This is a genomic window from Pectinatus sottacetonis, assembly GCF_015732155.1.
Taxonomy (GTDB): Bacteria; Bacillota; Negativicutes; order Selenomonadales; family Selenomonadaceae; genus Pectinatus; species Pectinatus sottacetonis.
This window is the reverse complement of sequence record NZ_WIQK01000001.1, coordinates 2,421,152-2,436,009: the sequence shown is the minus strand read 5'-3', so window position 1 is coordinate 2,436,009 and position 14,858 is coordinate 2,421,152. Positions and strand designations below refer to the sequence as shown.

12 protein-coding genes are annotated in these 14,858 nt (G+C 36.2%); 1 reads left to right on the top strand and 11 read right to left on the bottom strand.

Annotation, left to right across the window (positions count from 1 at the left end; all coding sequences use genetic code 11):
• Positions 1-38: 38 nt before the first annotated feature.
• From I6760_RS11400 to I6760_RS11390, 3 genes are all read right to left on the bottom strand, one after another.
• Positions 39-497 carry an RrF2 family transcriptional regulator gene (locus I6760_RS11400; protein WP_196594528.1) on the bottom strand — a complete coding sequence of 153 codons (459 nt, stop codon included), beginning with the start codon at positions 495-497 and terminating at the stop codon, positions 39-41.
• A gap of 112 nt (positions 498-609) precedes the next feature.
• A complete protein-coding gene (locus I6760_RS11395; RefSeq protein WP_196594527.1) occupies positions 610-1,953 on the bottom strand; it encodes a replication-associated recombination protein A in 1,344 nt (447 codons plus the stop codon).
• A 1-nt stretch (position 1,954) separates the two neighbouring features.
• Positions 1,955-2,407, bottom strand: coding sequence for a dCTP deaminase/dUTPase family protein (locus I6760_RS11390; protein WP_196594526.1), 453 nt, complete (start codon positions 2,405-2,407; stop codon positions 1,955-1,957).
• A 273-nt stretch (positions 2,408-2,680) separates the two neighbouring features.
• On the opposite strand from I6760_RS11390, the gene htpG reads away from it, so the two are divergent.
• On the top strand, positions 2,681-4,645 hold the full coding sequence (htpG, locus tag I6760_RS11385; protein WP_196594525.1) for a molecular chaperone HtpG: 1,965 nt from the start codon (positions 2,681-2,683) through the stop codon (positions 4,643-4,645).
• A gap of 154 nt (positions 4,646-4,799) precedes the next feature.
• On the opposite strand, the gene pyk is transcribed toward htpG, so the two are convergent.
• From pyk to scfB, 8 genes are all read right to left on the bottom strand, one after another.
• Positions 4,800-6,215 carry a pyruvate kinase gene (gene pyk / locus I6760_RS11380; protein ID WP_196594524.1) on the bottom strand — a complete coding sequence of 472 codons (1,416 nt, stop codon included), beginning with the start codon at positions 6,213-6,215 and terminating at the stop codon, positions 4,800-4,802.
• A 221-nt stretch (positions 6,216-6,436) separates the two neighbouring features.
• Positions 6,437-7,435: a GGGtGRT protein gene (locus tag I6760_RS11375; protein WP_196594523.1), complete on the bottom strand. Its 999-nt coding sequence runs from the start codon at positions 7,433-7,435 to the stop codon at positions 6,437-6,439.
• Between the two features lie 29 nt (positions 7,436-7,464).
• On the bottom strand, positions 7,465-8,160 hold the full coding sequence (locus I6760_RS11370) for an iron-sulfur cluster assembly scaffold protein (RefSeq protein WP_196594522.1): 696 nt from the start codon (positions 8,158-8,160) through the stop codon (positions 7,465-7,467).
• Positions 8,161-8,313: 153 nt separating this feature from the next.
• Positions 8,314-9,837 carry a 2,3-bisphosphoglycerate-independent phosphoglycerate mutase gene (gpmI, locus tag I6760_RS11365; protein WP_196594521.1) on the bottom strand — a complete coding sequence of 508 codons (1,524 nt, stop codon included), beginning with the start codon at positions 9,835-9,837 and terminating at the stop codon, positions 8,314-8,316.
• An 18-nt stretch (positions 9,838-9,855) separates the two neighbouring features.
• Positions 9,856-10,608, bottom strand: coding sequence for a triose-phosphate isomerase (gene tpiA / locus I6760_RS11360; RefSeq protein WP_196594520.1), 753 nt, complete (start codon positions 10,606-10,608; stop codon positions 9,856-9,858).
• Positions 10,609-10,799: 191 nt separating this feature from the next.
• Positions 10,800-11,984: a phosphoglycerate kinase gene (locus tag I6760_RS11355; protein WP_196594519.1), complete on the bottom strand. Its 1,185-nt coding sequence runs from the start codon at positions 11,982-11,984 to the stop codon at positions 10,800-10,802.
• Positions 11,985-12,059: 75 nt separating this feature from the next.
• Complete coding sequence (gene gap, locus I6760_RS11350) at positions 12,060-13,073, bottom strand: type I glyceraldehyde-3-phosphate dehydrogenase (protein ID WP_196594518.1); 1,014 nt, start codon at positions 13,071-13,073, stop codon at positions 12,060-12,062.
• Between the two features lie 398 nt (positions 13,074-13,471).
• On the bottom strand, positions 13,472-14,833 hold the full coding sequence (gene scfB / locus I6760_RS11345) for a thioether cross-link-forming SCIFF peptide maturase (protein ID WP_196594517.1): 1,362 nt from the start codon (positions 14,831-14,833) through the stop codon (positions 13,472-13,474).
• Positions 14,834-14,858: the final 25 nt, after the last annotated feature.

The window sequence follows — 14,858 nt, the reverse complement described above, 5'->3', positions numbered from 1 at the left end:
ATTCATTCACCCCTTGAAAATTTAGCCGTTAATATTTATTATCTTTTTGCTGCCTTTTTAGTTACAACAGCAGGTTGCCCACTGTTTTCACACAAATCAGCCAAAGTAATAGAATCAAGGACTTCACTGATACTCTGGCATACGCGTTCCCATACCCCACGTGTAACACATTTATCGGCCTTTTTGCATACTTGGCTCGTCGAATCTACTTCATTTAACAAACAATCCACTAATGCAATCGGTCCTTCCATTATAGTAATAATATCTCCAATAGTAATGTCCGCTGGATTTTTAGTAAGAACATATCCCCCTTGTGCTCCGCGTGTACTTTTTACAAGACCAGCATTCCTCAAGGCACAGATAAGCTGTTCCAAATAATTATCGGATATATCCTGCTTAGCGGCAATAGTACGCAATGACAATGGCCCTTTACCATAATTCAAGGCCAGCTCATACATGGCAGTAACGCCATAGCGCCCTCTTGTCGATAATTTCATAATTTCTCACTCCATTCATACATTAGCCAAATACTGCAGCTATTTAAAATCATATATTTTAATTTTTATTAATATGGTATTCTTACTATCACTCATTATAACAGTTAATACATTATTTTGGCAAAGAATTTTGATGTTTACATAAATATTCTTTTAAAATTTTTTCGTTTCCATTATCTGTTGGTTTATAATATTTTTTATTTAACAATTTCGCCGGCATATACTGCTGCGCAACGAAGTTACCAACATAATCATGGGGATATTTATATCCTTTGCCATGCCCCAATTTGACTGCTCCTTTATAATGGACATCACGCAGATGAACCGGTATATTACCACAGTTCATTTTCCTGACATCATCAAGAGCACTGTCGACTGCTATATATGCCGCATTGCTTTTAGGTGCTGAAGCTATATAGGTAACTGCCTGTGCTAAAGGAATTCTTGCTTCAGGAAGTCCAATAAACTGCACTGCCTGCACTGTTGCCATTGCTAACACCAATGCCATAGGATCAGCATTTCCTACATCTTCAGATGCACAAATAGCCACTCTCCTAGCAATAAATTTCACATCTTCACCTGCAGCCAGCATTCTTGCCAGATAATGTACTGCCGCATCAGGATCACTACCACGCATACTTTTAATGAATGCTGATACTGTATCATAATGTCCATCGCCATTCTTGTCATATGACTGCATTTTCTCGCCAATGATTTCCTGTAAAATTTCCCGTGTAATATTACTTTTACAACTGTGTGCCATGACTGCAGCCTGTTCTAAAATATTTAAAGCTACACGTGCATCTCCAGCCGCAGTCTGCGCTATAATTGCCATATTTTCATTATTACAGCTAAGATTATAATTGCCTAAGCCTTTTTCAGTATCAGCTAAAGCCCTTTTAATAATAGTTATCATCTGCTTATCGGTAAGAGCATGCAGCCGCACAACCCTCACACGTGACAGCAGTGCATGATTTACTTCAAAATAAGGATTTTCTGTTGTCGCACCAATAAGAATAAGTCGGCCATCTTCTACATAAGGAAGTAAAACATCCTGCTGGCTTTTATTAAAACGATGTATTTCGTCAATAAAAATTATAGTGCGTTTTTGATAATATTTTCTTTGTTCCTGTGCCTCGTCTACAATTTTTCTAATATCAGAAATACCTGCAGAAACAGCATTGAGCCGTTTAAAATCACTTTTAGTCACTGCGGCAATCATTTCTGCTAAGGTAGTTTTTCCCGTACCCGGCGGGCCAAAGAAAATCAAAGAAGGTATATTATCATTTTCTATCATAAGCCGTAAAAAACGTCCCTTACCAATATAATCCTGCTGTCCGATAAATTCATCAAAATTTCGCGGGCGCATCCTCACTGCCAAGGGTCGGCTGCTTGTTATTCCCTCATGTTTTTCCCGGTACTTTTCTGCACTGGAAAATAAATCAACGTTTTCCATTTTATGCTCCTGTAGAACCTATGCCACCCTGCCTGAGGTTACCTTTATCAATGGTATCGCCATCAATCATAAGATACTTATAAAAAATACCTTGCGCCAAACGTGTACCTTTTTTTACGAAAAAATCATGTTCGCTATGATTCATGATAGCCAGCATTATATGTCCCTCATTTTGATGGTTATTATAATAATCAGCATCTATGATTCCTTGTCCATTTATAAATGATAATGCATTTTTTATTGACATTCCAGAACGCATATGCAGTCCCAGATATTCATCATCATTCATGTATGCTTTAAGACCGGTAGATACTATAGTAACTTTGCCTGCTTTTAAAATTACATCTTCTGCTGTTGCTATATCATAACCGGCACTCTTAGCTGTTTTTCTTTCAGGCAGAGCAATATTTTTATCTTTGTATGAACTTAATATCTCAAATCCGCGCTTATGCATCTTTTCCTCCTGCTAAAATATAATATATGACGATTTTCCTATTTATTATAATTGATAATTTTAGTAATAGCAATTACCTATTTTTTGATAACATATAATAATATAACCTCTGAATATCATTTAGGTTTTTTCTTTATTTCAGCGAAACATTTATTTTAATACTTAACAACTACTATTGATTTTTTTCTTAAAGCGTTGTATAGTAAATGTATCTGTTAGCACTCAATGTAAGTGAGTGCTAACGAACTTAATCTATCAAAAGGAGTCTGAATTATGGCTAAAGAAACACATGAGTTTCAAGCAGAAACAAAACAGTTGCTCGATTTAATGATTCATTCAATTTACACAAATCGTGAAATTTTTTTACGTGAATTAATATCTAATGCTTCTGATGCTATCGACAAAATTCATTTTGAAAGCCTTACCAATAAGGATTTACTGGAAGGTGACAGTAATTATGAAATTTTTTTAATTCCTGATGAAAGCACACACACATTATCAATTTCCGATAACGGCATCGGTATGAATCGTGAAGAATTAATCGAAAATATTGGGACAATAGCTAAATCAGGTACTAAAATATTTTTACAAAAAATGATGGAAGCCAAAGAAAACAATTCAGCCGTTTCTGGAAAGGAACTCATCGGGCAATTCGGGGTAGGTTTCTATTCAGCATTTATGGTGGCAGAAAAAATAACAGTTATCACTCGCAGGGCAGGTGACAAACAAGCTTATAAGTGGGAATCCGCCGGTGATGGCTCATATACTATCGAAGAATGTGCAAAGAATAAACGCGGCACTACAATTTCATTGACACTTGCTCCTGAATTTTATGGTGACAAAGCCGAAGAAAACTTCACAGATACCAATAAATTGCAAAGTCTTGTAAAAAAATATTCGGATTACGTCAGGTATCCTATAAAAATGAACTTTGTAATAGAAGAAACACCTAAGGATAAAGATGGTAAAGAAATCAAAGATGCAGAAAAGATAAAACGTGATGAAATTCGTACTTTAAATTCTATGCAGCCATTATGGGCAAAAAATAAGTCAGAAATAAAGCCAGAAGAATATAATGAATTTTATAAAAATCTTTTCCATGAATGGGAAGATCCTATGGAAGTGCTCCATAACAAAGCAGAAGGTACTATTGAATATACATCTTTGCTTTTCTTCCCAGCGCATGCTCCGTTTAATCTCTATCATACAGATTACCAACCTGGTTTACAATTATATTCCCGCCATGTATTCATAATGGATAACTGCAAAGATTTATTACCGGAATATCTTCGTTTTGTTAAAGGTCTTGTTGATTCTCCTGATTTTTCTCTCAATATTTCACGTGAACTGCTTCAGCAAAGTCGCGAATTGAAAATAATCGGGCGTAATCTGGAAAATAGTATTTTAAAAACACTGGAAAAGACACTTAAAAACAATCGTGAAAAATATGAAAAGTTCTGGGCTGAATATGGTAAATCCTTAAAAATAGGCGTCTATGGTAATATGTATTCTGGTAATGACACCATAAATAAACTAAAAGATTTACTTTTATTTGCAACTTCTGACGAAAGCAAAGGTCTTACTTCACTCAAGGAATATATCGAACGTATGCCCGAAAATCAGAAAAAGATTTATTATGCAACAGGAAAGGACCGCAAAGCTATTGACAGTCTGCCGCAAATGGAAATTCTACGCGATAAAAACATTGAAGTATTATACCTGCTCGATAACGTAGACGAATTTGCCATTGAAGCATTGCATGAATATGACAGTAAACCATTCCATTCAATAAGCCGCGGCGATCTTGACCTTGATGATGTTGAATCACAACAGACCAAAAAGGAAACGGAAGATATCACAAAGAAAAATGAATCATTAATAAAAGATATCAAGGATACTCTTGGCGAAAAAGTTGCTGATGTAAAAATAAGTAATCGTCTGAAATCAAGTGCTGTCTGCCTTGTCGCTGATGAAAAAGGACCAAGTTTTAGCATGGAACAAGCTTTTGCCGAAGCTAATAATCCTATGTTCAAGGCAAAACGCATTTTAGAAATTAATCCGCATCATCAATTGTTTGATCGCCTGCAGTCCATTCATAATTTAGGAAAGGATAATCCTCAATTTAAAGATTATTGTGATCTCTTGTATACGCAAGCACTTTTAATTGAAGGTATACTACCAGAAAATCCAGCTGATGTGGCAAATAAAATTGCCTCTCTTATGTCGCAGACAAAATAATATTTTTTACATTCTCCCAAATGTTATATAAAATACCTCAAATTATTATTGATAAATAATTTGAGGTATTTTTTTATATTAACAGTAATAAAATAAAACGCCAAGATTTATTATCTCAGCGTCTAAGGAGCAATTATTGTTAATACCTAGTAAATCAAATGGTATGAACACGAATTGTACTTGTATTGCCTTCACCAAATTTCATACCAGAAGTAACAATTGTTTTATCACCTTGTTTTACAATACCTTTTTCAGCAGCTGCAGCTGTTGCTGTTGCTATCATTTCATCAATGTCATCCCAGTCTGTACCTTCAATCGGGATTACACCCCAGCGTAAATTTAAATGACGGGCAACTTTTTCATTGGGAGTATAAGCAACAATAGTAGCTTCAGGACGATATTTAGATACTACTTTGGCAGTATACCCACTTTCAGTAGGTGTAATAATGGCAGATGCATCAAGCTCATAAGCCATCTGTACAGTAGCGTGCGCTATAACATCAGTGACTTCATCCTGACGTTCAAAACCCTTATTAATAAATATATGTTTGTATTCAAGTGCTGTTTCAACACGTTTAGCAATAGAATCCATTACTTTAACAGCTTCAACCGGATAATCACCATTAGCAGATTCGCCACTAAGCATAATAGCATCTGTTCCGTCAAAAATAGCATTAGCAACATCGGATGCTTCAGCACGTGTAGGACGAGGATTTGTAGTCATTGTTTCCAACATCTGTGTAGCAACGATAACCGGTTTCCCTAACTTATTACATTTTCTAATGATTTCCTTCTGGATCAAAGGAACATCTTCTGCTGGTATTTCTATTCCCAAGTCACCACGTGCAACCATGATTCCGTCTGATGCTGCAATAATAGAATCAATGTTTTTTACGCCTTCAGCACATTCAATCTTAGGAATAATTTCCATATGTCCACCATTTTCTTTTATCAGTGTACGAATTGCTTCAACATCATCAGCACGCTGTATAAAAGAAGCAGCAACAAAATCCATATCATGTTTAATACCGAAAATAATATCATTTCTATCCTGCTGTGATATAGCAGGCAGCCCAAGTGATACACCCGGGGCAGCAGCACGTTTACGTGTACTCATTGGTCCATCATTAAGAATAGTGGTGATAATATCCTTGCCGGAAATCTCATCAACGCGAAGTGCTACCAGACCATCGGAAAGAAGCAGGATATTACCTGGTTTTACTTCAGTATAAAGATTTTTGTGATTAATTGACACATGTGTTGCATCACCAGGTTCATCAGAATTAGTTAAGGTAAATTTATTACCTTTTTTCAAAAATACCTTACCATCAGCAAAATTTCCTAAGCGCATTTCTGGTCCTTTTGTATCAAGGACAAAAGAAATTGTTTTATCCATTTTTTTAGCAGTCTGTTTTACAAGATTAATACGTTTTTCATGTTCTGCATAATCACCATGTGAAAAATTAAAACGGGCTACATTCATCCCATTTTTTATCATATCTTCAAGAATTTGTGGATCCTTATCAACATTAGGACCCATAGTACAAACGATTTTTGTTTTTTTCAACATAAAAACCCCACCTAAATTAAAATATTTCTTCCCATTTTTATAATGTTGCATTTATATTGTAGCATAAATCAAAATACATATAAAGTACATAAGTAATATACATAATTAAGATTTATCAGCTAATCCTGTTTACCAAAATAACAAATAGAGCAGACTCAACGCATATACAGCAAAATAAATTTAAAAGAGATGCATAGGAATTCCCATACACCTCATCTGAATCATTTCATATGTTCTTCTACAGCGACAGCAACTGCAACACTAGCACCAACCATTGGGTTATTTCCCATTCCGATCAAGCCCATCATTTCAACATGAGCTGGAACAGATGAGGAACCCGCAAATTGAGCATCAGAATGCATACGTCCCATAGTATCGGTCATACCATATGAAGCAGGACCTGCAGCCATGTTATCAGGATGCAGGGTACGTCCTGTACCACCGCCAGAAGCTACGGAGAAGTATTTCTTCCCGTTTTCCACACATTCTTTTTTGTAGCAGCCGGCAACTGGATGCTGAAATCTAGTAGGATTTGTTGAATTACCTGTGATTGATATATCAACATCTTCTTTATGCATAATAGCAACACCTTCTTGAACACTATCTGCACCGTAACATTTTATTTCACTGCGTACACCGTCAGAATAAGCAATTTCTTGAACAACCTTCAATTTACCTGATGCATAGTCATATTGTGTTTGTACATAAGTAAATCCATTAATACGGGAAATTATCTGTGCTGCATCTTTACCAAGGCCATTCAAGATAACACGCAGCGGCTGTTTCCTTACTCGATTTGCCTTACCGGCGATACCGATAGCACCTTCTGCTGCTGCAAATGATTCATGTCCAGCAAGAAAAGCAAAACACTTTGCATCTTCTGATAAAAGCATTGATGCAAGATTACCGTGGCCTAAACCTACTTTTCGATGATCGGCAACAGAACCGGGAATACAAAATGATTGTAATCCTTCACCAATAGCCTTAGCCGCATCAGCCGCCTTAGTACAGCCTTTTTTGATTGCAATAGCAGCACCCACTGTATATGCCCAGCAGGCATTGTCAAAACAAATAGGCTGTATTTCCTTTACTATCTTGGCAACATCTATACCTTTTTCATCACAGATTTTTTTAGCTTCTTCAATAGAGGAAATGTTGTATCCATTTAAGACTTTATTTATTTTATCAATACGACGTTCGTAACTTTCAAATAATGCCATACTCTTTCATTCCTTCCTGTTCTCTTGTATTATTCTTTACGTGGATCAACATATTTTACAGCTTCATCAAATCTGCCATAAGAACCTTTTGCCTTATCCATGGCTTCTTGGGCTGGTGTTCCTTTGCGGATCATTTCCATCATTTTCCCAAGATTAACAAATTCATAACCGATAATAGCATCTTTCTTATCTAATGCGATTCTTGTGACATAGCCTTCAGTCATTTCCAAATAACGGGAACCCTTTTTCAGTGTTCCATACATTGTACCAATCTGGCTTCTGAGACCTTTGCCTAAATCTTCCAGACCAGCACCAACAGGAAGTCCACCTTCAGAAAAAGCTGTTTGAGATCTGCCGTAAACAATTTGCAGGAACAGTTCACGCATAGCAGTATTTATTGCATCACACACAAGGTCAGTATTTAATGCTTCTAATATTGTTTTACCCGGTAAAATTTCTGAAGCCATAGCAGCTGAATGAGTCATACCGGAACAACCGATAGTTTCTACTAATGCTTCCTGAATAATACCATCCTTAACATTTAAAGTTAATTTGCAGGCACCTTGCTGTGGAGCACACCAACCAACGCCATGTGTAAGTCCGCTGATATCTTTTATTTCTTTAGCTTGTACCCATTTACCTTCTTCAGGAATTGGGGCCGGACCATGATGTTCAATACCTTTAGCAACACATGTCATGTTGTTGACTTCTTCTGAATAAATCATATCTGTATTCCTCTCTTTACTAAAATAATCCACTACTAATAATATATGGTATCTGCGTTATCTGTCAAGAAGAACAATGTCTGCAACAATGCTATCTTTTTAAATCAAAGCTGCAGACATTATTAGTAGTATCAACGCTACTTTACCTCTTGATTAGTCGATAAGTACTTTTCCTGTCATTTCTTTAGGAATAGGAATATCCGCCATTTTAAGTAATGTAGGTGCTATATCACATAATGCACCTTCATGTACGGACTTAACCTTATTGGAAACTACAATAAATGGCACTGGATTGGTAGTATGTGCTGTAAATGGTTCATTGGTTTTTTTGTCGAACATTTTTTCTGCATTGCCATGATCAGCAGTAATACATACACTGCCACCAACAGATTTTATTGCATCAACAAATCGTCCTACACATGTATCAACTGTTTCAACTGCCTTTACAGCAGCTGGTAATATTCCTGTATGTCCTACCATATCTCCATTTGCATAATTCAAAATAATAAAATCATATTTTTTTGAGTTAATAGCAGCAACGACTTTATCAGTAACTTCAACAGCACTCATTTCCGGCTGTAAATCATAAGTTGCAACCTTAGGAGATGGTACCAGTATACGATCTTCACCTTCTAAAGGCTGTTCAACTCCACCATTAAAGAAGAATGTAACATGCGCATATTTTTCTGTTTCTGCAATACGCAGTTGGGTAAGTCCATTTTTACAAATAACTTCGCCCAATGTATTAACTATTTTTTCTGGCGCATACGCAATATTGGCATTTATTCCCTGTTCGTACTGTGTCATTGTTGTAAATGCCAGTTTCAAGTCTTCTTCACGTGTAAATCCGCTGAAAAAAGCATCAGTAAATGCATGCGTAAGTTCACGTGCTCTGTCAGGTCGGAAATTAAAGAAAATTGCCCCATCTGAGTTGGTCATTCCTTTGTAATCACCAATAACAGTAGGAACAACAAATTCATCAGTTTTATCAGCATCATAAGAAACTTTTATTGCCTGAGCAGCACTTTTTGCATCATTGCCTTTTCCAGCAGCGATAGCCATATAAGCTTTTTCAACACGATCCCATCTCTTATCACGATCCATGGCATAATAACGCCCTGATATAGTTGCAATCTGTCCAACACCAATTTCTTTTAATTTATTTTCTAATTGGTCTAGATAGTCTACTGCACTGGAAGGAGGAACGTCACGTCCATCTAAAAAAGCATGTACATATACTTTTTTAATACCGTTTTTAGCTGCTAATTGCAGCAATGCATACAAATGTTCTTGATGGCTGTGTACACCACCATCAGATAAAAGCCCCATTAAATGCAGTGCTCCATTAGCTTGTTTTACCTGGTTGATAACAGATAAAAACGCAGGATTTTCGAAAAAAGTTTTTTCTCGAATAGCTTTTGTTATACGGGTAAGTTCCTGGTAAACAATACGGCCTGCACCTATATTTGTATGCCCGACTTCTGAATTTCCCATTTGCCCGTCAGGAAGTCCCACAGCTTCACCGGAACACTGTAGTTTAGTATACGGATACTTTTTTAAAAGCCCGTTAATTACAGGAGTTTTACCTTTCATTACGGCATTATTCTGGTCATCGGTATCACCGATTCCCCATCCGTCCATTATAATAAGAGCAACCGGATTTTTGAGTTTTGACATGTATAAATAACCTCTTAATTAATTAAAATTTGCAATACGTGCAAAGTCAGGTGCTTTTAATGATGCACCGCCCACCAATGCTCCATCAACATTTGGTTTTTTCATTAATCCATCAATAGTATTAGGTTTTACACTGCCACCATACTGAATACGAACTTTATCTGCAGTAGCCTGGTTAAACTTAGCTGCAACTGCTTCACGAATAACTGAACAAACTTCTTCAGCTTGTTCAAATGTAGCCGTTTTACCTGTTCCAATTGCCCATATAGGTTCATAGGCAATAATAACTTTTTCTACATCGGCAGTACACATTCCGTCAAGAGCTGCTTCAATTTGTCCTTTGACAAAAGTGTTGGTTGTCCCAGCTTCACGAATTTCCAAAGTTTCTCCACAACAGATAATAGGAATAAGTCCTGCGGCGAGAGCAGCTTTAGCACGTTTATTTACACCTTCATTAGTTTCACCAAAATATTCTCGGCGTTCAGAATGACCGAGAACAACATATTCTACACCAATTTCTTTAAGCATGTCAGTAGAAATTTCTCCGGTAAAAGCACCGCTTTTTTCCCAATGTACATTTTGAGCTCCAACATGAATATTAGTCCCCTTAGTAGCCTCAGCTACAGCAGATAAAGCTGTGAAAGTGGGACATACCACTATTTCAACTTTATTATTGTCTTTTACTAATGGAACTAAATCTTTTACTAATTTCGTTCCAGCAGCAATAGTATTGTTCATTTTCCAATTGCCCGCAATAACAGGTTTACGCATAATAAAAAACCACCTTTTCTTATTTTGTATACTTATTGTATATATTGACGGAATATTATTAACTACGTGATAAAAAGTAAGCCCAAACCTTCTTTAATAAAATTAAATGATAATTAAAACAACGCCAAATATAAGTCAGCCAATCTTTTATCCCAGAAAATAACAAGAATATAAGTTTATTTCATGCTGAATTAACGATTTGCGATGGCTTCAATGCCAGGCATGGTTTTTCCTTCCAGAAATTCTAATGTAGCACCGCCGCCAGTAGAAATATGGCTTATTTTATCAGAAAGACCGGTTTTCTTCAAAGCAGCTATAGAATCACCACCACCGACGATACTGATGGCATCAGAATCTGCTACTGCCTTTGCAACTGCTTCAGTTCCTTTGGCAAAAGCATCAAATTCGAATACCCCCATAGGTCCATTCCATACAATAGTCTTAGCATTTTTTAATGCTTCCGCATTGATTTTTGCTGTTTCTGGACCGCAGTCGAGTCCCATCCAGCCATCTTCGATTTTATCTGCTGCAACTACTTTATGATTAGCATCTGCTGCGAATTTATCAGCAATCATTATATCTACTGGTAATATTACTTTTACACTTTTAGCCTTAGCTTTCGCCAACAATTCTTTTGCTAAATCGAGTTTATCATCTTCACAAAGAGAAGTGCCAATATTATAGCCTTCAGATTTTAGAAAAGTATATGCCATGCCACCACCAATTATGATAGTATCAACTTTTTCAATCATATTAGAAATAACACCAATTTTATCAGATACTTTTGCCCCACCAATTATAGCTACAAATGGATGTTTAGGAGCAGCAAGAGCCTGCCCGATAAATTTAATTTCTTTTTCAACGAGAAAACCACTTACAACTTCAATATATTTTGCAATACCAACGTTAGAAGCATGTGCTCTATGAGATACACCGAAAGCATCATCTACCGCTATATCAGCCAATGAAGCCAATTCTTTAGCGAATTTAGGATCATTTTTAGTTTCTTCATTGTGATAACGAAGATTTTCTAGTAAAAGCACTTCCCCAGGTTTTAAAGCTGCTGCTGCTTTTTTTGCTGGTTCTCCTATGCAGTCTTCAGCATATTTTACATCTTTGCCTAAAAGTTCAGAAAGCCTTTTTACAATAGGTTTAACGGATAACTCAGGCACTCTTTCACCTTTTGGACGCCCTACATGACAGGCCAGAATAAGTGCTGCATTATGGTCCAAAAGATAATTCAATGTAGGCAGAGTTGCTCTGATTCTTTTGTCATTAGTAATGTTTTGGTTTTCATCCATGGGAACATTAAAGTCCACACGAATAAATACTTTTTTACCATTTACATCAATATCTCTTATTGTTTTTTTGTTCATAGTAATCCTCCGCTAATTATAAAATAGGCCCGGCCTATTAAGGCCGGACCTTATTAGGCATAAGGCCGAACAATATTACTTCAGTTCAGCAAAGTATTTTATTGTACGAACCATTTGACTGGTATAACTATTTTCATTGTCATACCATGAAACAATCTGAACTTGAGTATTGCCATTTTCCATAGCAACAACCATTGTTTGTGTTGCATCAAATAATGAACCATATCTCATGCCGATAACATCGCTGGATACGATTTCTTCTTCATTATAACCGAAGGATTCAGTTTCAGCAGCCTTCATAGCTTTATTGATTTCGTCAACAGTTACTTTGCCTTTTACTACCGCTACTAAAATAGTAGTAGAACCTGTAGGTGTAGGAACACGTTGTGCGGAACCGATTAATTTACCGTTCAATTCTGGAATTACAAGGCCAATAGCTTTTGCTGCACCTGAACTTGCAGGAACAATGTTAACAGCAGCTGCACGGGAACGACGAAGGTTACCCTTGCGCTGAGGACCATCAAGAGTCATCTGATCGCCAGTATATGCATGAACTGTTGTCATAATACCACTCTGAACAGGAGCTAATTTGTTTAATGCATCAGCCATAGGAGCTAAGCAGTTTGTTGTACAAGAAGCTGCAGAAATAACAGTATCACTCGATTTTAAAGTTTTGTGGTTTACATTATAGACGATAGTAGGAAGATCATCACCTGCCGGAGCAGAAATAACAACTTTCTTAGCACCTGCTTTGATATGAGCAGAAGCTTTTTCCTTGGATGCAAAGAAACCTGTGCATTCAAGAACTACGTCTACATCGAGTTTACCCCAAGGTAATTCTTCAGGATTTGGTTTAGCATAAATTGTGATTTTTTTACTATTTACTGTAATGGAATCTTCGCCTGCTTTTACAGAATCAGCATATTTGTATCTTCCCTGTGTGGAATCATACTTTAAAAGATGAGCAAGCATTTTAGGACTTGTCAAATCGTTGATAGCAACAACATCATATCCTTCTGCATCAAACATCTGTCTGAAAGCAAGACGACCAATACGACCAAAACCATTAATAGCAACTTTAACTGCCATTGTAAAAATACCCCCTAAAAAAATTAAAAAGTTTTCTGGAAATTTCCAGAATATGTTGACTGAATAACCCTACTGCTAAAAGGCGATCAGCAGCTTTACCCAGGCAAACGACTAATATTTATTATTGAACCTATTAAATAACCTTACAGTGATTATGATACAATAAAAACACATTATTTGTCAACGGTTTTGCTTACAAATAGAGCATTATCTCCCTATAGTGAAAATATTATAACTTTTTGATAATTACAATTTGTATTTTATTTCAAAAAGGAGTCCTTATTCAGATGAAAAAATAATTTTCTCTAAATAAAGACACCCTTTAAATAAAACTATTCTACGATTTTTATAAACTAAAAAATACAAATATTTACTGAAAATTTATATTTGGCGGGTTATCATTTATCTTCTAACGCCATGATAGACTGAACTACTATAGCAGATTCCAATCTCTTTTTTTGTAGCTCACAGCCTATTTCATATGGTTTATATATATCATTATTGAATAGATCTGCATTTGCATGGCAGCCGCCGCTGCAGAAGAATCTTGCCCAGCATTCGCGGCATTTTTCCTTATTTAGTACATGACAATTTCTAAAGTATGCAGGCAGTTTTGTGTTTTTTACTCCTTCAAAGACATTTCCCAACAGATATTTTTTTCTGCCGACAAACTGATGGCAAGGGTACATATCTCCATTGGCGGCAACAGCGTAATATTCATGTCCTGCCCCGCAGCCACTGAGCTTTTTCACAACACATGGCCCTTTATTCAAATCAATATTAAAATGGAAGAAGAAAAACCCTTTTCCCTTATGACGATAATCCAAATAGGCCTCTACTAGATGGTCATATTCCTCAAATATACGCGGCAAATCACTTTCAAGAATAGCATAGTCAGCTTCCTTGGCAATTACTGGTTCAACCGACAAAATATCAAATCCTTCATCTGCCATCGAAAGAACATCTCTCGTAAAATCGAGATTATATTTGGTATATGTGCCACGCATATAATAATTTTCATCATTTCGCGACTTAACAAATTTCTTAAAATTAGCTACTACCTTGTCATAGGTGCCATTACCACCAACATCAGGACGCATACGGTCATGTACTTCTTTTCTGCCATCCAAACTTATAACTACACTTATATTATTATCATTTAAAAATGCTATATTTTCATCATTTAAAAGCATGCCATTTGTTGTTAATGTTAAATTGAACAACTTGCCTGTTTCCTTTTCTCTTTTTCTTACATATGCTGTTACATGCTTGACAACAGGCATGTTAATTAAAGGTTCTCCACCAAAAAAGTCCATTTCACAGTGTTTTCTACTTCCACTATGTTTTATTATATACTCCACGGCTGCTTCACCGACTTCGTTGCTCATTAAACTTCTATCAACTCCGCCATATTCTCCTGAATCAGCAAAGCAGTATTTACAGCGAAAATTACAGTCATGTGCTACCAATAGACACATTGACTTAACAACCCCTTTTTCTGCAAAAACTGGTGGCACATCAATATCTGGTGCGAATAGTTCACCTGCATTTATAAGCTTATGAAGTTCTCCTAAAGCTTCTGTTAAATCACTTTTCTTATATATGTCTTTCAAGCTGTTTTCAACAGTAGTATCATTTTTTCCATCAAATATATCCATGATATCATTAACCATTTTATCTATAACATGTACTGTTCCACTGTTTACATCTAATAAAAAATATATATCTTTATATTGGAACTTATGAATATTTGCATTCATTTTATAAAAAAACCCTTTCTTCTGC